The organism is Amycolatopsis aidingensis, from assembly GCF_018885265.1.
GTDB classification, from domain to species: Bacteria; Actinomycetota; Actinomycetes; order Mycobacteriales; family Pseudonocardiaceae; genus Amycolatopsis; species Amycolatopsis aidingensis.
On sequence record NZ_CP076538.1, the window covers coordinates 978,076 to 994,811 of the forward strand.

General features: G+C 70.7%; 16 protein-coding genes. 11 read left to right on the forward strand and 5 right to left on the reverse strand.

Features of this window, described 5'->3' with window-relative positions; all coding sequences use genetic code 11:
* Window positions 1-72: 72 nt before the first annotated feature.
* The 9 genes from KOI47_RS04790 to KOI47_RS04830 all read left to right on the forward strand — a co-directional run bounded on the left by KOI47_RS04790 (window position 73) and on the right by KOI47_RS04830 (window position 11,661).
* Window positions 73-2,163 (forward strand): molybdopterin oxidoreductase family protein, encoded by a 2,091-nt coding sequence (locus tag KOI47_RS04790; protein WP_216217093.1) that lies wholly within the window; start codon window positions 73-75, stop codon window positions 2,161-2,163.
* Entirely contained in the window at window positions 2,163-3,608 is a 1,446-nt protein-coding gene (locus KOI47_RS04795; RefSeq protein ID WP_216214304.1) for an FAD-dependent oxidoreductase, read from the forward strand. The genes KOI47_RS04790 and KOI47_RS04795 overlap by 1 nt, the downstream gene beginning before the upstream one ends.
* Before the next feature lie 44 nt (window positions 3,609-3,652).
* Window positions 3,653-5,038, forward strand: coding sequence for an MFS transporter (locus KOI47_RS04800; RefSeq protein WP_216214305.1), 1,386 nt, complete (start codon window positions 3,653-3,655; stop codon window positions 5,036-5,038).
* A gap of 118 nt (window positions 5,039-5,156) precedes the next feature.
* A complete protein-coding gene (gene nirB, locus KOI47_RS04805) occupies window positions 5,157-7,673 on the forward strand; it encodes a nitrite reductase large subunit NirB (RefSeq protein WP_216214307.1) in 2,517 nt (838 codons plus the stop codon).
* Entirely contained in the window at window positions 7,670-7,993 is a 324-nt protein-coding gene (nirD, locus tag KOI47_RS04810; protein ID WP_216214310.1) for a nitrite reductase small subunit NirD, read from the forward strand. Before nirB ends, nirD begins: the two co-directional genes overlap by 4 nt.
* Window positions 7,990-9,123, forward strand: a complete 1,134-nt coding sequence (locus KOI47_RS04815) for a uroporphyrinogen-III synthase (RefSeq protein ID WP_216214313.1) — start codon at window positions 7,990-7,992, stop codon at window positions 9,121-9,123. Before nirD ends, KOI47_RS04815 begins: the two co-directional genes overlap by 4 nt.
* Window positions 9,120-9,854 (forward strand): sirohydrochlorin chelatase, encoded by a 735-nt coding sequence (locus KOI47_RS04820; protein ID WP_216214315.1) that lies wholly within the window; start codon window positions 9,120-9,122, stop codon window positions 9,852-9,854. The genes KOI47_RS04815 and KOI47_RS04820 overlap by 4 nt, the downstream gene beginning before the upstream one ends.
* Before the next feature lie 352 nt (window positions 9,855-10,206).
* Window positions 10,207-11,244 carry a fatty acid desaturase family protein gene (locus tag KOI47_RS04825; RefSeq protein WP_216214316.1) on the forward strand — a complete coding sequence of 346 codons (1,038 nt, stop codon included), beginning with the start codon at window positions 10,207-10,209 and terminating at the stop codon, window positions 11,242-11,244.
* Between the two features lie 9 nt (window positions 11,245-11,253).
* Window positions 11,254-11,661 (forward strand): DUF6292 family protein, encoded by a 408-nt coding sequence (locus tag KOI47_RS04830; protein ID WP_216214318.1) that lies wholly within the window; start codon window positions 11,254-11,256, stop codon window positions 11,659-11,661.
* A gap of 12 nt (window positions 11,662-11,673) precedes the next feature.
* On the opposite strand, the gene KOI47_RS04835 is transcribed toward KOI47_RS04830, so the two are convergent.
* Together KOI47_RS04835 and KOI47_RS04840 are read right to left on the reverse strand one after the other, a co-directional pair.
* Complete coding sequence (locus KOI47_RS04835) at window positions 11,674-12,120, reverse strand: DUF6653 family protein (protein ID WP_216214320.1); 447 nt, start codon at window positions 12,118-12,120, stop codon at window positions 11,674-11,676.
* Window positions 12,120-12,581, reverse strand: a complete 462-nt coding sequence (locus tag KOI47_RS04840) for a GbsR/MarR family transcriptional regulator (protein ID WP_232376544.1) — start codon at window positions 12,579-12,581, stop codon at window positions 12,120-12,122. The genes KOI47_RS04835 and KOI47_RS04840 overlap by 1 nt, the downstream gene beginning before the upstream one ends.
* Window positions 12,582-12,658: 77 nt before the next feature.
* On the opposite strand from KOI47_RS04840, the gene KOI47_RS04845 reads away from it, so the two are divergent.
* Window positions 12,659-13,576, forward strand: coding sequence for an ABC transporter ATP-binding protein (locus KOI47_RS04845; protein WP_232376545.1), 918 nt, complete (start codon window positions 12,659-12,661; stop codon window positions 13,574-13,576).
* Window positions 13,563-14,357: an ABC transporter permease subunit gene (locus KOI47_RS04850; protein WP_216214324.1), complete on the forward strand. Its 795-nt coding sequence runs from the start codon at window positions 13,563-13,565 to the stop codon at window positions 14,355-14,357. The genes KOI47_RS04845 and KOI47_RS04850 overlap by 14 nt, the downstream gene beginning before the upstream one ends.
* 109 nt (window positions 14,358-14,466) lie before the next feature.
* Here KOI47_RS04850 and KOI47_RS04855 read toward each other — a convergent pair whose 3' ends face one another.
* The 3 genes from KOI47_RS04855 to KOI47_RS04865 are packed head-to-tail and all read right to left on the reverse strand — an operon-like array spanning window position 14,467 to window position 16,679.
* On the reverse strand, window positions 14,467-15,138 hold the full coding sequence (locus tag KOI47_RS04855; protein ID WP_216214326.1) for a class I SAM-dependent methyltransferase: 672 nt from the start codon (window positions 15,136-15,138) through the stop codon (window positions 14,467-14,469).
* 6 nt (window positions 15,139-15,144) lie between these two features.
* On the reverse strand, window positions 15,145-16,272 hold the full coding sequence (locus tag KOI47_RS04860) for a winged helix DNA-binding domain-containing protein (RefSeq protein ID WP_216214328.1): 1,128 nt from the start codon (window positions 16,270-16,272) through the stop codon (window positions 15,145-15,147).
* A 2-nt stretch (window positions 16,273-16,274) separates the two neighbouring features.
* Window positions 16,275-16,679 carry a DUF3224 domain-containing protein gene (locus KOI47_RS04865; RefSeq protein ID WP_216214329.1) on the reverse strand — a complete coding sequence of 135 codons (405 nt, stop codon included), beginning with the start codon at window positions 16,677-16,679 and terminating at the stop codon, window positions 16,275-16,277.
* Window positions 16,680-16,736 lie beyond the last annotated feature (57 nt).

The window sequence follows — 16,736 nt, forward strand, 5'->3', positions numbered from 1 at the left end:
ACACGGGCTACCTAACGTCGGGTACCGCCGCCGATGAGCTGGAGGTATCCCGTGACGTTGACGGCACCGCGGATGCGGCAGGTCACGACCGAGAACCAGAACACCAAGGACACGCACTGCCCGTACTGCGCGCTGCAGTGCGGGATGACACTTTCCGGCACCGAGCGGGTCGAGGTGAGCCCGCGCCGGTTCCCGGTGAACGAGGGCGGGCTGTGCCAGAAGGGCTGGACCTCGGCCGCCCTGCTGGACTCCCCGGCCAGGCTCACCACCCCGCTGGTCCGGGTGGACGGGCAGCTGTGCCCGGCGAGCTGGGACACCGCGCTGGACCTGATCGCCACCCGGCTTGCCGGGACCAGGGCCCGGCACGGCGCGGACGGGGTCGCGGTCTTCGGCGGTGGCGGGCTCACCAACGAGAAGGCATACCTGCTCGGCAAGTTCGCCAGGGTGGCGCTGGGCACCTCCCAGGTGGATTACAACGGCCGGTTCTGCATGTCCTCGGCCGCGGCCGCGGGTATCCGCGCGTTCGGCCTTGACCGCGGGCTGCCGTTTCCGGTCACCGACCTGGCCGGGGCCGACGCGGTGCTGCTGGCCGGGGCCAACCCCGCGGAGACCATGCCGCCGTTCACCCAGCACCTGCGTAGCGCCATCCAGGCCGGCGGGCTGATCGTGGTGGACCCGCGCCGTACCCCCACCGCGGAACAGGCGAGTATGCATCTCGCCCCGGCCCCTGGCACCGACCTCGCGCTGGCGCTGGGGATCCTGCACGCCGTGGTCGCCGAAGGCCATCTCAACAAATCCTATGTAGACAAAAGGACCTCCGGATTCGCCGAGCTGTGGCGGATCGTCGCGTGCTGGTGGCCGGAACGGGTGGAACGGGTGACCGGGGTGTCCGCGGCAGACCAGCGCAGGGTGGCGGCACGGCTGGCGTCCGCCCGCAACGCCTATGTGCTCACCGCGCGCGGTACCGAGCAGCACGCGGACGGCGCGAACATGGTCAGCGGCTGGATCAACCTGGCACTGGCGCTCGGCCTTCCAGGGATACCGGGCTCGGGCTACGGCTGCCTCACCGGGCAGGGAAACGGCCAGGGCGGCAGGGAGCACGGGCAGAAGGCCGACCAGCTGCCCGGCTACCGCAAGCTGGACGACCCGGCGGCGCGGGAGCATGTGGCGGCGGTGTGGGGCGTGCCAGCGGACTCGCTGCCCGGCCCCGGGCGTTCGGCGTACGAGCTGCTGGACGCGCTGGGCACCGAAACCGGGCCGAAGGCGATGCTTGTGTTCGGCAGCAATATCGCGGTATCCGCGCCCAGCTCGGGAAACATCACCGAGAAACTGTCCGCATTGGACTTCCTGGTGGTCGCGGACCTGGTGCTATCGGAAACCGCGGCGCTGGCCGATGTGGTGCTCCCGGTGACCCAGTGGGCCGAGGAGGACGGCACCATGACCAACCTGGAGGGCAGGGTGCTGTTGCGCCGCAAGGCGATCGACCCGCCCGGTGAGGTGCGCACCGATCTGGCGGTGCTGGCCGGGCTGGCCACCCGGCTCGGCCAGCCGGCGCACGCCTTCCCCGCGGACGCGGAGTCGGTGTTCACCGAGCTGCGGGCGGCCTCGGCAGGTGGGATCGCGGACTACTCCGGCGTCAGCTACGAGCGGCTGCGCGCGGGCGAGGCGCTCTACTGGCCGGTTCCCGGTGCGGACCACCCCGGCACCCCGCGGATGTTCCTGGACGGCTTCGCGCATCCGGACGGGCGTGCCCGGTTCGTCCCGGTGGAGCACACCGGGCCCGCCGAACCACCGGACCCGGAGTTCCCGTTGCAGGCCACCACCGGGCGGGTGTTGCAGCACTACCAGTCCGGGGCGCAGACCCGGCTGGTCGCCGAGCTCAACCAGGTGGTGCCGGAGGCCTATGTGGAACTGCATCCGGACACCGCCGCGCGGGCCGGACTCGCCGATGGTGATCTCGCCGAGATCACCTCGCGCAGGGGCAGCGCCACCGCGCGGGTCCGCTGCGTGCCATCGATCCGCCCGGACCTGGTCTTCCTGCCCTTCCACTTCCCCGGCGAGCAGCGCGCGAACCTGCTCACCAACCCCGCACTCGACCCGACCAGCCGGATGCCCGAGTTCAAGGTCTGCGCCGTGCGGATCTCCGCGAAGGAGGATGGCTGATGAGCCCGCGCAGGATGGTCGTGCTCGGCTACGGCATGGCCGGGGCGCGGCTGGCCGAGGAGATCCGGCGCCGCGACCCCGAAGGCGAGCGGGTGGCGCTCACCGTGGTCGGCGCGGAGCAGCGGCACGCCTACAACCGGGTGCTGCTCTCGGCCGTGGTTGCCGGGACCATGAGCCAGGACACCGTGCGGCTGCACGATGCCGACTGGGCCGACCGCAACCGGGTGGACCTGCGGCTCGGGGTGTCCGCGGGGTACATCGATCGCACGCGGCGCAGGGTCGGCCTTTCTGATGGGTCCGAAGTGGACTACGACGCTCTGGTGCTGGCCACCGGGGCGGCGCCCTGGCTGCCCCCGGTGGAGGGGCTGTGCGCGGAGGACGGCGCGCTCGCGCCCGGCGCGGTGGCCTTCCGCACGCTCGAGGACTGCGAACGCATCCTGGACGCGGCCGCGGTGGGCGCACCGGTGGCGGTGCTCGGCGGCGGGCTGCTCGGGCTGGAGGCCGCCCGCGGGCTCGCCGGCCGCGGAAACCTGGTGACCGTGGTGCATCCGGTCGGGCACCTGATGGAGCGGCAGCTGGACCCGGAGGCAGGCAGGGTGCTCGCCGGCACGCTGGGCGCGGCGGGTATCGACTTCCGGCTCGGCGTCACCGCCGCCCGCTACCTGCCCGGCGACGGGCTGAAGCTGGCCGACGGCTCGCACGTGCAGGCCGATCTGGTGGTGGTCTCCGCCGGGGTGCGGCCGGAGACCGGGCTGGCACAGCAGGCCGGGCTGGCGGTGGACGGCGGGGTGCTGGTGGACGACGCCTTGCGCACCAGCGACGGCAGGATCCACGCGATCGGCGACTGTGCCCGGCATCCGGGCACGATGTCGGGCCTGGTGCAGCCCGCCTGGGAGCAGGCTGCGGTGCTTGCCGACCTGCTCACCGGCGCGGACTCCGCCGCAAGGTACCGCGGCACGGCCGTCCTCACCCGGCTGAAGGCGCGGGGCGTCGACCTGGCCTCGTTCGGCGAGACGCAGACCGAGGTCACCGACCCCGAGGCCGAGGTGCTGTGCCTCACCGATCCCTCCCGCGGCCGGTACGCCAAGCTCGTGGTGCGCCATGGCAGGGCGACCGGCGGCATCCTGCTCGGGGTGCCCGATGCCGCGGCCAGCGTGGTGCAGCTCTACGAACGCGGGGTCCCGCTGCCGGAGGACCGGCTCGCGGTGCTGCTCGGCAGGGCACTGCCCGCCGCGGCGACCCCGGCGACCAGCCCGGCCGACCTGCCGGCCTCCGCCGTTGTCTGCCGGTGCAACTCGGTGAGCAAGGGAAAGCTGGTCGAGGCCTGGCGTGGCGGCGCAACCTCGGTCGCCGAACTGGTGGAAACCACCAGGGCGAGCACCGGCTGCGGCAGCTGCCGGGACGCGGTCTGCGGCATCGCCGACTGGCTGGCGGCCAGCTCCTGACTTTCTCCCTGTTTCCCGGCTTATGAGTGCGAAGGAGATGCCCCATGACCGTGCTAGCCGAAGACCAGCACGCGGACGATACGGCGCGGCCCCGCAACGGAAGGTGGATCGACCACTGGGAGCCGGAGAACCCGGAGTTCTGGGAACGCACCGGGAAACGCACCGCATGGCGCAACCTCGGCTTCTCGATCCTGGCCGAGCACCTCGGGTTCAACGTGTGGATCCTGATGAGCATTGTGGTGGTCAGCCTCGGCGATGTCGGGATCAACTTCGGGGTGGGGCAGACCTTCTGGTTGCTGATCCTGCCCAACCTGGTCGGCTCGGCGCTGCGGGTGCCGTACACCTTCGCCATCCCGAAGTTCGGCGGCAGGGCATGGACCACGATCAGCGCCTCCCTGCTGCTGATCCCCTGCGTGCTGCTGGCGATCGCGGTCAGTACCCAGGCGCCGTACTGGTTCTTCCTGCTCACCGCGGCGACGATGGGCTTCGGCGGCGGCAACTTCTCCTCCTCGATGGCGAACATCTCGTTCTTCTTCCCGGAGGGCAAGAAGGGGCTCGCGCTCGGGTTGAACGCCGCGGGCGGCAACCTGGGCGTGGCGGTGACCCAACTGTTCGTGCCGATCGTGATCAGCATCGGCACCGGGGTCAACCTGGCCTACGCCGCGCTGATGTGGATGCCGTTGATCGTGCTGGCCGCGCTGTGTTCCTGGTTCCGCATGGACAGCCTCACCTCGGCCAAACCGGACGGCCGCTCCTACCGGCTGGCCATGGCGAACAAGCACACCTGGATCATGTCCTTCCTCTACATCGGGACGTTCGGGTCCTTCATCGGTTTCTCGTTCGCCTTCCCTTCCCTTATCAAGATCAGCTTCGTGGAGTTCGAGGGCTTCGTGGCGCTGGCCTTCCTCGGCGCGCTGATCGGCTCGATCACCCGGCCGCTCGGCGGCTGGCTTTCCGACCGGATCGGCGGGGCGAAGATCACCCTGAGCAACTTCGTCGGCATGGCGGTCGGCACCGTCGGCGTGCTGATCAGCGTGGGTACGCAGAGCTTCGCGCTGTTCTTCGGCTCGTTCATCCTGCTGTTCGTGCTCACCGGGATCGGCAACGGCTCGACCTACCGGATGATCCCGACGATCTTCGCGGCCGAGGCGAGGCGCAAGGCAGGCGAGGAGAGTGCGGAGGTGGTCAAGTCGGCGAAGCGGCAGGCAGCGGCCGTGGTCGGGGTGGCAGGTGCGGTGGGCGCGTTCGGCGGGGTGCTGGTCAATCTGGTGTTCAAGTTCTCCCTGCAGGGCGAGGACAAGAGCCTCACCTCGGCGCTGATCGCGATCCTGGCCTACTACGCGGTGTGTGTCGGCACCACCTGGTGGTTCTACCTGCGCCGGAGCTTCGCGGTGCGGCGGGCGCCCAGCCTTGCCTACGCGGGGGTGTGACCGTCCGCCCGGCTGCACCAGCCCTGACCTGCGAGGGGAGTTCTTCGTAACACCGGTGCAACGCGCGGGCAGCAGCCAGGACATGAGCCATGGCGAGCATGAAGGCAGGAGGTAGCCGATGAGTCGAACGCTGGTGGTAGCCGGGAACGGGATGGTCGGGCACCGCCTGGTGCGGACCTTGCGGGCGGGTGATCCGGAGGGATCCTGGCGGGTGATCGTGCAGGCCGAGGAGGGCCGCCCCGCATACGACCGCGTCGCCCTTTCGTCCTATGTAGACACCTGGGATGCGGAACGGCTCGCGCTGGACGGATCGGACCACGCAGGCGACGATCTGGTGCAGCTGCGGCTCGGTGACCCGGTGACCGGTATCGACACCGAGCGCAGGCTCGTCCGCACCGCACGTGGCCTGGAACAACCCTACGACGCCCTGGTGCTGGCCACCGGGTCCCGGCCGTTCGTCCCGCCGGTGCCGGGGCACGACCTGCCCGGCTGCTTCGTGTACCGGACCATCGAGGATCTGGACGCCATTCGCGCGGCGGCCGAGCGGGCGCGCGCGGTCAAGGGCAGGCCGGCCGCCATGGTGGTCGGCGGTGGGCTGCTCGGCCTCGAGGCGGCGAAGGCGTTGCGGGACATGGGACTCTCCCCGCATGTGGTGGAGATGGCCCCGCGCCTGATGCCGCTACAGGTGGACGAGGGTGGTGGCGCGCTGCTGCGCAGGCTGGTTTCCCAGCTGGACGTCACCGTGCACACCGGCACCTCCACGCAGGAGATCGGCGCCGACGGTGACCGGCTGCTGGCCAGGCTAGGCAACGGCACCGAGCTGGACGTCGACCTGGTGGTGTTCTCGGCGGGGGTCCGCCCGCGCGACGATCTCGCGCGGGCTGGCGGCCTCGCGGTCGGCGAGCGCGGCGGCATCCTGGTGGACGATGCCTGCCGCACCAGTGCGGCGGACGTCTACGCGATCGGGGAATGCGCTGCCGTCGATGGCCGCTGCTACGGCCTGGTCGCCCCCGGCTACTCGATGGCCGAGCTGGTGGCGGCGCAGCTGCTCGGCGGGCGGGAGACCTTCCCCGGCGCGGACCTTTCCACCAAGCTCAAGCTGCTCGGAGTGGACGTCGCCAGTTTCGGGGACGCACATGCCGCCACCGAGGGCGCGCTGGAGGTCGTGTTCAACGACGCGGTGTCCGGGACCTACAAGAAGCTCGTCGTCTCGGACGACTCCGCCACCCTGCTCGGCGGGGTGCTGGTCGGCGACGCGAGCGATTACGACCTGCTGCGGCCGCTGGTGGGCAGGAAGCTGCCGGCCGAACCCGCCGCGATCCTCGCCCCTTCCGACGGCGGTGGCGGGGTCGGGGTGGAGGCGCTGCCGGACGCGGCGCAGGTCTGCTCCTGCAACGCGGTGACCAAGGGTGCGATCACCGGCGCGATCCTGACCGAGGGTTGCGACACCGTCGGCAAGCTCAAGTCCTGCACCGGGGCGGGCACCGGCTGCGGCTCCTGCGTGCCGATGCTGAGCAAGCTGCTGGACTCCTGCGGGGTGGAGCAGTCCACCGCGGTGTGCGAGCACTTCAGCCAGTCAAGGGCCGAGCTGTTCGAGATCATCCAGGCCACCCGGATCAGCACCTTCAGCGAGCTGATCTCCCGGTACGGCACCGGGCAGGGCTGCGCGATCTGCAAACCCGCGGTGGCCTCGATCCTGGCGACGCTGGGCAACGGGCACATTCTCGGCGGGGAGCAGGCCACCCTGCAGGACACCAACGACCGGTTCCTGGCGAACATGCAGCGCAACGGCACCTACTCGGTGGTGCCGAGGGTCCCCGGCGGGGAGATCACCCCGGAGAAGCTGATGGTGATCGCGCAGGTGGCCCAGGAGTTCGGGTTGTACACCAAGATCACCGGCGGGCAGCGGATCGACCTGTTCGGTGCCACCGTGGACCAGCTGCCACGGATCTGGAAACGCCTGGTGGACGCCGGGATGGAGTCCGGGCACGCCTACGGCAAGGCGCTGCGCACGGTGAAGTCCTGTGTGGGCTCGACCTGGTGCCGCTACGGGGTGCAGGACTCGGTCGGGATGGCGATCGAGCTGGAGCTGCGCTACCGCGGGTTGCGCTCCCCGCACAAGATCAAGGCCGGGGTTTCCGGCTGTGCCAGGGAGTGCGCCGAGGCCCGTGGCAAGGACTTCGGGGTGATCGCGACCGAGAACGGCTGGAACCTCTATGTCGGCGGTAATGGTGGCATGCTGCCGCGGCACGCCGAACTACTGGTGTCCGATGTGGATGACGAGACGCTGATCCGGATCATCGACCGGTTCCTGATGTTCTACGTGCGTACCGCGGACCGGTTGCAGCGCACCGCCTCCTGGATCGAGGAGCTGGACGGCGGCCTGGATCACCTGCGGGCGGTGATCGTGGACGACAGCCTCGGTATCTGCGAGGACCTCGAGGCCGCGATGGCCAAGCATGTGGAGAACTACACCGACGAGTGGCGCGGTGTGCTGGAGGACCCGGAGAAGCTGGAACGCTTCGCCTCCTTCGTGAACGCGCCAGGGTCCCCCGATCCTTCCATCTCCTTCCGTACCGAACGACAGCAGCAGGTGCCGGTGTTGCTGGGAGTGCCCGAGGTGGTGAGCAGATGACAACGCCCGTGTGTCCGCTCGAGAAGATCGTTCCGGGAAGCGGGGTGGCGGCGCTGCTGCCCGGCGACGAGCAGGTCGCGATCTTCCGGTTCGCGGCTGACCAGCTCTACGCATTGTCCAATATGGACCCCTTCAGTGGGGCAGCGGTGCTGTCCAGGGGGATCCTCGGGGAGAGCGAAGGGGTGCCGTTCGTCGCGTCGCCGATGCTGAAGCAGCGGTTCGACCTGCGCACCGGGGTCTGCCTTGACGACGAGCAGGTCCGGGTGCGCAGCTATCCGGTCACCCTCGCCGAGGGCATCGTGCACGTGGGTTCGCCATGACCGGTGAGCCTGCCATCCTGCCGCTGGCCGGCTTCTCGGTCGGGATCACCGCGGCGCGCCGGGCCGAGGAACTCGGTGCCCTGCTGGTTCGCAAGGGCGCGACCGTCCGGTACGGCCCGGCCATCCGGATCGTGCCACTGGCCGACGACACCGAACTGCACACCGCGACCCGCAGGCTGCTGGCCGAACCGGTGGACGCGGTGGTGGCGACCACCGGTATCGGCTTCCGCGGCTGGATGGAGGCCGCGGAGGGCTGGGGCGTCGGTGAGGAACTGCTCGGCAGGCTGCGTCAGACCAGCCTGCTGACGAGGGGCCCCAAGGCGAAGGGCGCGGTGCGCGCGGTGGGGCTTTCCGAGAAGTACTCACCGGTGTCGGAGAGCAACGCCGAGGTGCTCCAGCACCTGCTGGAATCGGGGGTGTCGGGGCAGCGGCTCGCGGTGCAGCTGCACGGTGAGCCGCTGCCCTACTTCGTGGACTCGCTGCGTTCGGCCGGGGCTGAGGTGATCGAGATCCCGGTGTACCGCTGGGTGGGGCCAGCCGACCCGGGGCCGCTGGACCGGTTGATCGACGCCGTGCTGGACGGCTCGATCGACGCGATGCCGTTCACCAGCGCGCCAGCGGCGGCGAGCATGCTCGCGATGGCGAAACGAACCGGGCGGCAGGCGGCGCTGGTGGACGTGCTCTCCCGGCGGGTGGTGGTGGCCTGCGTCGGCCCGATCACCGCGGGGCCGCTGGCCGCGTTCGGCATTCCCACGGTGCAGCCCGAGCGCTCCCGGATCGGTGCACTGGCGCGCACCCTCGGGCAGGCACTCGGCGACCGGTCCCCGCGGTTGCGGGTCGCGGGCCGGGACATCGAGCTACGCGGCCAGGCGGCCATTGTGGACGGTGAGTTGCGCGAGGTCGCGCCCGCGCCGATGGCGGTGCTGCGGGCACTGGCCGAGCAACCGGGCCGGGTCGTCTCCCGGCGCAGGCTCACCGCTGCCCTGCCCGGCGGAGGCGAGGAACACGCTGTGGAGACGGCGATCGGCAGGCTGCGCACCTCGCTGGGGGAGGGCAGCCTGGTGCAGACCGTGGTCAAGCGCGGGTACCGGCTCGCCGTGGACCGGATGGAGGGAGCTGAGTCCGCGTGATCGTGCTGACCGCGCACGGTACCCGCGACCCCGCGGGCGCCGTGGTCACCGAGCGGCTGGCCGCCATGGTGCGGGCGCGCGGTTTCGAGGTGCGGGTGGCCTACGCCGATGTGCGCGCCCCCGATGTGACCACCGTGCTGCGCGAGCTGCACGGCCCGGCTGTGGTGGTGCCTGCCTTCCTCGCGGCCGGGTACCACGTGCGCACGGATATTCCGGCCCAGGTGGCGGCCAGTGGCCATCGGGAGGTCACGATCGCGGAGCCGTTCGGCCCCGCCCCGGAACTGCTCGGCGTGCTGCATGAGCGGCTGGCGGCCGCGGGATACCGGAGTGCCGACGAGGTGGTGCTGGCCGCGGCCGGTTCGAGTGACCCGCGTGCTCTGTCTGATGTGGATCTAGCGGCGTGGGCGCTGGCGGAGCGACTGCACGTGCCGGTGCGGGTCGGTTACGTGGCCACGGCCAGCCCCTCGGTGGTGGCGGCATGTCAGGAGGCCGGTGCGGACGGTCGCCGGGTCGCCGTGGCGTCCTGGCTGCTGGCCCCCGGGCTGTTCCAGCGCAAGGTGACCCTGGCAGGCGCACAGGTCGTGGCCGAGCCGCTCGGTGCCCACCCCGCCGTGGTGGACCTGATCCTGCGCCGCTACACCGAAGCCGTGTCCGGTTCGAGATCGCCGTCCGCCCCGCTGACGGCTCGAACGTGTACCGTGGTCAGTAGCGGGCCTACCGATACCCGTTGAGCGTACTGATGACCTCGGCGAAGGAGTAAATGCCGAGCCCGGTCTGCCACCTCTCTGGTGACCGTTCGAGAACGGTTCTCGAGTTGCCGAACCACTGGTCACGTCTGCTTACCAGGTCACCACGCCCGCTGCCACGACTTGGTGGTCGCACCGCGACCGCCCGACAAGGAGCATTCATGTCAGTCCGTCATTCCCATTCGCCCGTCAGCAGGTCGAACGCCCCACCCGCGATGTTCAGCCACCCGCCGACCCAGTCTCCAGCGGCCCCGCCGGGGACCGGTGCCGCCGACGAGAGGGCGCGGCACGTCCGCTTCTCCGCCAAGCCGGCAGGCACGACGAAAGGCACCCATCGGTGAGCGGGCAGGCCAGCACCGCGACCAGGCACACCGCGGGCGACTACGCGGCATTGCTGAGTGAGGTTCGGGCCGCCGGGCTGCTGCGCCGTCGCTACGGCTACTACGCCGTCAAGATCACTGCGAACCTGGTCGCCCTTTCCGGGGCCTGGGTCGCGTTCGCCTTCCTCGGCGACAGCTGGTGGCAGCTGATGATCGCCGCGTTCCTCGCAATCGTGTTCGCCCAGCTGGCGTTCATCGGTCACGACGCGGGGCACAAGCAGATCTTCCGGACCCGCAGGCCCAACGACATCGTCGGCACCGTGCACGGGGGCCTGGTCGGGATGAGCTATCGCTGGTGGATCACCGGGCACAACCGGCATCACGCGAACCCCAACCACGAGGAGCACGACCCCGACCTCGACATCCCGGCGCTGGCCTTCACCAGCAGGCAGGCCCGGCTCAAGTCGGGGTTCCTGCGCTGGATGGCCAAGCACCAGGCCGTGCTGTTCTTCCCGCTGCTGACGCTGGAGGGAATCAACCTGCACGTCTCCGGGATCAGGGCGGTCTGGCGAGGCGACACGAAGGCACGCAGGCTGGAAGGTGCGCTGCTGACCGCGCATCTCCTCGGCTACCTGACCGCCGTGTTCCTGGTCCTCTCGCCCGGTGTGGCCGTGCTGTTCATCCTGGTGCACCAAGCCTTGTGGGGCGTGTACATGGGCTGCTCGTTCGCCCCGAACCACAAGGGCATGCCGACGATGACCGGCCAGTCGGTGGACTTCCTGCGCCGTCAGGTGCTGACCTCCCGCAACGTCCGCGGTGGGCGGCTCACCGACTTCGTACTGGGCGGGCTGAACTACCAGATCGAGCATCACCTGTTCCCCAGCATGCCCCGGCCGCACCTGCGCCACGCCCAGCCGATCGTCCGGCGGTTCTGCGCCAAGCACGGCATTTCCTACAGCCAGACCGGCGTCCTGCGCTCCTACCGGCACGTACTGGAGCATCTGCACGACATGGGTGCCCCGCTGCGTGCAGCCGACCGGGCGCGCGCGACGTAACCTGTAGCCATGAGTGATGACGCCACGGCGGCGTCGCTGCACCGCGGGCTGGCGGGTTACCTGCGTGCGGTGGCCGGGGCCCTCGCGGTCCCGGCCGAGGCGACCTCGTTCGAGATCAGCGACACGGTGTCGGCCTACCTGGGCCTCGCCCGGCGCTGGAACCGGCGGCCGGAACGCGACCTGATGCTGGTGTGGAACGAGCGGTACGGCTGGGCGCTCGCCGTGGAACCCGAATCCGGCGAGCCCGGTACCGTGCTCAGTTACCTCCCCGACGAGCAGGTCGTCCCGGGACCCGCCACCGTCGCCCGGTTCGTCACCGAGGTCCTCGACGGCCACCGGACCGCCGAGCCGAGCCCCGGTCGCCGGCCCGCGATCACCCGCACGAACCTCGCCGAGCAGCTCGCCAGGTACACCTGACCGGCGACCGCGCTACCGGAAGCCGTCCTCGGCGGGTGCCGCCTGCGCTCGCTCGCGATACTCGACCATCTGCTTCCAGTAGTACATCGTCAACGCCATCGAACCGGCGGCGGCGCCCGCGGCCGCGCCTGCCCTGTGCCTGCGGGCGGCGACCAGCGCGGCCAGCAGCAGCACGGAGCCGCCAGTGTTCACCAGCAGGGCCGCGTCCTTCGGCCGCTCGGTGATCCAGAGCTCCTCGCCGAGCATCGCGCGGGTGGCGAAGGCGCGTTCGTGCTTGGGCGGCGGGAACACCACGGCGTTGGCGACCATCCAGGCCGCCACCAGGCCGGCGTGACTCCACTTACGGGTCCACACCGGCACCAGCACCAGCGGGGTGGTCAGCCAGCGGCTCCACGCGCTCAACGGGTTGGCGTGCCGGGCGAAGACCTTCCCGCGCAGCGTGGTGATCGTGCCGGGCATCAGGCCTCCTCCTCTCGCTGCGCGTGCCAGCGCTCGATGACCGCGGGCAGTTCCTTCATCAGGTACTCGTAGAAGTCACGCATATCGGCCAGCCGCCTGGCGACCAGGCTGTCCGGGTCGACGGCCTCGATCCCGCGTTCCGCGGCGTCCTGCATGATCCGGATGATCTCGTTCTGGCTGGACATCAGCCGGGGCCAGCCGTCCGCGGGGAAGCGGTAGTGCTCCCTGCGGCTGCCCGGCATCGGCACCCGCTCGATCAGCCCGGTGGGGCTGAGCATCTTGATCGCACCGGAGACCGAGCCGGCGCTGGCCTCCAGCTGCTCGGCGATCTCCCCCGCGGTGATCGTCTCCTGCTCGGCGAAGAGCAGGACGCTGAGCACCCTGGCGGTCATCCGCTGCATTCCGTGCCTGGTCAGCACCAGGGCCATTTCCTCGGCCGCGGCTCTGCTCTCGTCGGTCACGACCCCTCCTGGTCTTGATGGAATCCTAACACTTCCCAGTGTTCGCAAAATTCCGAACACTGGCTATGATACCGGGTATGGCTGCAGTAATCCAGCTCGAGAAGCTGACCAAGACCTACGGCAGCAGGCGCGGTCTGGTCGAGTTGTCCCTGGACATCGAGGGTGGCGAGGTGTTCGGCTACCTCGGTCCGAACGGTGCGGGGAAGTCGACCACGATCCGGCTGCTGCTCGATCTCATCCGCCCCACCAGCGGGCGGGCCACGGTGCTGGGGCTCGACCCCCGTACCGACGGCGTCGCCCTGCGCAGGCAGGTGGGTTACCTGCCGGGTGACTTCGTGGTGGACGGCAACCAGCGGGTCGAGGAGTGCCTGACCTTCCTGGCGAACCTGCGCGGCGGGGTGCCGAGGCGGCGGATCACCGAGCTGATGACCCGCCTCGGGCTCGAACCCGGCGCGCGGATCAAGTCCCTTTCCAAGGGCAACCGGCAGAAGGTCGGCCTGGTGCAGGCGTTCATGCACCAGCCGAACCTGCTGATCCTGGACGAGCCGACCTCCGGCCTCGACCCGCTGGTGCAGCAGGAGTTCCTGCGGCTGGTCACCGAGGCCAGGGCGGAAGGCCAGACGGTGTTCATGTCCTCGCACATCATGGGCGAGGTGGAGGCCGTGGCCGACCGGGTCGGCATCATCCGGGAGGGTCGGCTGGTCACCGTGGACACCGTGGCGCGGCTGCGCGAGCGGTCGGTGCGCAAGGTGCGGCTGACCCTGCGCGAACCGGCGCCGGAATCGGCCTTCCGGGACCTGCCAGGGGTCGAGGACCTCACCGTGCGCGGCAACGAGGTGCGCTGCACTGTCGCAGGCAGCCCGGACCCCTTGGTCAAGGCGGCAGCCCGGCACACCGTCACCGATCTGCTGTGCGAGGAGCCCGACCTTGAGGAGCTCTTCTTCGACTACTACTCGGCCGCGGGCCAGGAAGGGCGGAACCGTGTTACTGCGTAACGTCTACACCAAGACGCTGTGGGACCAGCGGCGCGCGCTGCTCGGCTGGACGGTCGGGATCACCGCGGTGGCCGCGATGTATGCCAGCTTCTACCCGCAGCTGGCCGGTGGCTCGATGGCGGGTTTCGTGGCGGACTTCCCGCAGGGGCTCAAGGACGCCTTCCAGCTGAACGACCTCACCTCGGCGGCGGGCTACCTCGGCTCCAGCATCTTCGGGCTGCTGGTGCCGTTGCTGACCCTCGGCTACGGCGTGGCCACCGGCTCGCGGGCGATCGCGGGGGACGAGGAGTCCGGCAAGCTCGAGGTGCTGCTCACCCATCCGGTCGGCAGGGCCCCGTTCTTCCTGCAGCGGTTCGCGGCGCTGGTCTGCGGTGCGCTGGCGATCGCGGTGGTGCTGTTCCTCGGCATGCTCGCCATCCGGGGCGCCGCCCAGCTGGACACCGTGAGCGTCGAGGGGTTCGCCGCGCAGTGCCTCAACCTGGCCCTGTTCGGCAGCGTCTTCGGTGCGCTGGCCGGCGCGCTCGGCGGGGCCTTCGGGAACCGCTCGCTGGCGCTCGGGGTCACCGCCGGGGTGGGGGTGCTGGCCTACGCGGCGAACACCTTCGCCGGGCAGCTCGGGGCGGACTGGCTGCGCAACCTCTCGCCGTTCTACTACTACAGCGGCGGCGAACCGTTGCGCAACGGCATGCAGTGGGCGGACGCCGGAATCCTGGTGCTGATCGCCGCCGCACTGGTGGCCGCGGGCACCCTGGCGTTCACCAAACGCGACCTGAACACGTGACATCCCCAGCTCACCCGGCGTGTTTGCTCCCCACGCACCCGTGTTTGCCGCCCACGCGCACGAGTTTGCCGCTCAGGTACGCGGGTTTGCCGCTCGCGTACCCGAGCGGCTACCCGTCCAGCCGGAACTCGGCGCGCCAGCGGTACACCTCGGTGCCTGGCGAGTCCTCGAGTCGTTCGATCCGCACCGGCGCGAGGCCGTCGGCGCCGAAGGCCTCGATGTCGGCCGGGGTGAGCGGCCACGGCGGCCCGTCCCGGCTCGGTTCGTCCCGGCCGGCCGCGACGACCAGCAGCGTGCCACCGGGCGCGACCATCCCGCGGACCCCGCCGATAGCGGCAGCACGCGGCGGATCGGGCAGGGCCTGCACGGTGTGGATCTCGAGCACCAGGTCGAAGGCGCCTGCCCACTCGGGCGGCGGGTCCAGCAGGTCCGCGACGCGGTAGCGCACGGCGGAGCCGGGATTGCGCTCGCGGGCCAGCTGCACGGCGGTGGCGGAGACGTCGAACGCGGTGGTGTCGAAGCCGAGGCTCGCGAGGAACTCGGCGTCCGAGCCCAGCCCGCAGCCCACCACCAGTGCCCGCCTGCCCGTGCCGACGATCTCGTGCTGCCGTGCCCACTGCGCGAGCAGGATGCTCGGTTCCCTCCGGTTCCACGGCATCGCCACCGAACCGGCCCGTGCCTCGCGGTAGAGGCGGTCGAACCAGCCGGTGGCGTCCCCCTCGGCGAGCGACCGCGTGGCCAGCAGGTCCGCTCGCGCCTCCCAGCCCTCGGTGTCGTCCATCCCGGCCTACTCCTCCCAGCTCACCCGCGTGCCGGTGAACCCGCGCGCCGTGGCCACCCGCTCCGCCTCCGCCTCGACCTCGTCCCGCACCTCACGGGTCAGTGTCCATAGTGGATTAACCGTGACGTCGAGCCGCCTGCCTGCCGACTTCGTCCGCCAGGTCCCGGCGATCTCGCCGCAGGTAAGCAGCGCGCCCGGGTTCCCGATGATCTTCCAGATCTCCTTGTGCCGCGGCTTGTCCGGTACGAGCGTCAGCCGGTCGCGGGACTGTAGCAGCGGGTCCCATGGTGGCAGCAGCCGCACCAGGTCGGGCTCCGGCGGGTTCTCCAGTTCCGGGACCTGCCCGGCCGGCAGGTATGCGGGGCGGCCGTCCACCCGCACCTCGACCAGGTCCGATGGCCACAGGCTCTCGGTCACCGTCCGTTTCGTGGTGCCGAGGAACCCGGCGACCTCGGCCGCGGTCGCCGGGCCGTGCAGCCGCAGGTAGGCCGTGGCGAGCCGGGTGGCGCCCGCCGGGTCCGGCTCGGTGGGCACCGGCGGCCGCCCGGCCACCGGCGCGAGGGTGGCCGGCGCGGCCCCGGCCACCAGCCGTACCCCGGCCAGCGGCGCGGCCAGCCGCAGCACCTGCTCGAAGACGTGCGTGGCCTGACAGCCCCGGCACCATCGGGAGAGTCCCGCAGGCACCATGGCGGTCACCGCGGCGCTGGCGGCGCCCTTGGTCATCGGCTTGCCGACCACCTCGCGCAGTGCGCGGGCCGCGGTCAGCAGTGCCTCGGCCGCCGGCATCCCAGCCTCGGCCACCTCCTGGTCACGCCAGTTCATCCTGGCCCGCGCGTCCGCCTCGTGCAGCGGCAGCAGCGCGGGAATCAGGGCGGGGAACTCGGCCGCGCGGTGGTAGTGCGGTGCGCCCCGGACCGACCACGTAAGGGTGAACCGCGGATCGTCCACAAGCGAGGCCGCCGGAACCGGTTCCCTCGTCCTTGCCGTCAGCGCCACGGCGGCCGAGTCCCGCTGGCTGATGTCCTGCACGCCGAGATCGAACACGGCCAGCGCCGCCGGGTCGGCCCCGGTGCGGTGCAGCCCATGCGCCAGGATCCGGTAGGCGAGCACCTGCTCGCGGTCGATCGCCAGCATCCTTACTCCCGGCGCAGCGAGTAGTCGAAGGTGTACTCCATGGTCTCGCTCGCCCCCGCGATGGTGCCGCTGCCGCCGATGCCAGCCAGCTCCCCGGTTCCGGAGCCGGGCACCACGGTCCAGGTCCCCTCGACCCCGCCAGGGCCGTAGCTCACCTCGTGCCGGATCACGAAGCTCCCCTTGCGACCGTCCACACTGCCCTCGATTCGTTCGAAGCCGGGCGCCGTCTGCCCGCCGCCCGCGTAGCCCTCGCCCGCGTAGTACATCAGGTAGTCGCATACCGAGCTGCCCTCGATGACACCGGTATACGCGAAGGTGGCATGCGCATGCGCGAACCGCGGCCCGTCCTCCTCGCCGCTCACGACCCGTTCGTCCCAGCTGCGCATGGTGAAGGTGTTTTCGCTCATGGGAGGCAGCCTGCACCCTCTACCTGACATCTTGTGTCAGGTTTTTCTGGATAATTC

Excerpts from the sequence above, each read along its gene's own strand:
- KOI47_RS04790 (WP_216217093.1), top strand. The coding sequence starts at position 73 with ATGCGGCAGGTCACGACCGAGAACCAGAACACCAAGGACACGCACTGC.
- KOI47_RS04795 (WP_216214304.1), top strand. The coding sequence starts at position 2,163 with ATGAGCCCGCGCAGGATGGTCGTGCTCGGCTACGGCATGGCCGGGGCG.
- KOI47_RS04800 (WP_216214305.1), top strand. The coding sequence starts at position 3,653 with ATGACCGTGCTAGCCGAAGACCAGCACGCGGACGATACGGCGCGGCCC.
- nirB (WP_216214307.1), top strand. The coding sequence starts at position 5,157 with ATGAGTCGAACGCTGGTGGTAGCCGGGAACGGGATGGTCGGGCACCGC.
- nirD (WP_216214310.1), top strand. The coding sequence starts at position 7,670 with ATGACAACGCCCGTGTGTCCGCTCGAGAAGATCGTTCCGGGAAGCGGG.
- KOI47_RS04815 (WP_216214313.1), top strand. The coding sequence starts at position 7,990 with ATGACCGGTGAGCCTGCCATCCTGCCGCTGGCCGGCTTCTCGGTCGGG.
- KOI47_RS04830 (WP_216214318.1), top strand. The coding sequence starts at position 11,254 with ATGAGTGATGACGCCACGGCGGCGTCGCTGCACCGCGGGCTGGCGGGT.
- KOI47_RS04835 (WP_216214320.1), bottom strand. The coding sequence starts at position 12,120 with ATGCCCGGCACGATCACCACGCTGCGCGGGAAGGTCTTCGCCCGGCAC.
- KOI47_RS04845 (WP_232376545.1), top strand. The coding sequence starts at position 12,659 with ATGGCTGCAGTAATCCAGCTCGAGAAGCTGACCAAGACCTACGGCAGC.
- KOI47_RS04855 (WP_216214326.1), bottom strand. The coding sequence starts at position 15,138 with ATGGACGACACCGAGGGCTGGGAGGCGCGAGCGGACCTGCTGGCCACG.
- KOI47_RS04860 (WP_216214328.1), bottom strand. The coding sequence starts at position 16,272 with ATGCTGGCGATCGACCGCGAGCAGGTGCTCGCCTACCGGATCCTGGCG.
- KOI47_RS04865 (WP_216214329.1), bottom strand. The coding sequence starts at position 16,679 with ATGAGCGAAAACACCTTCACCATGCGCAGCTGGGACGAACGGGTCGTG.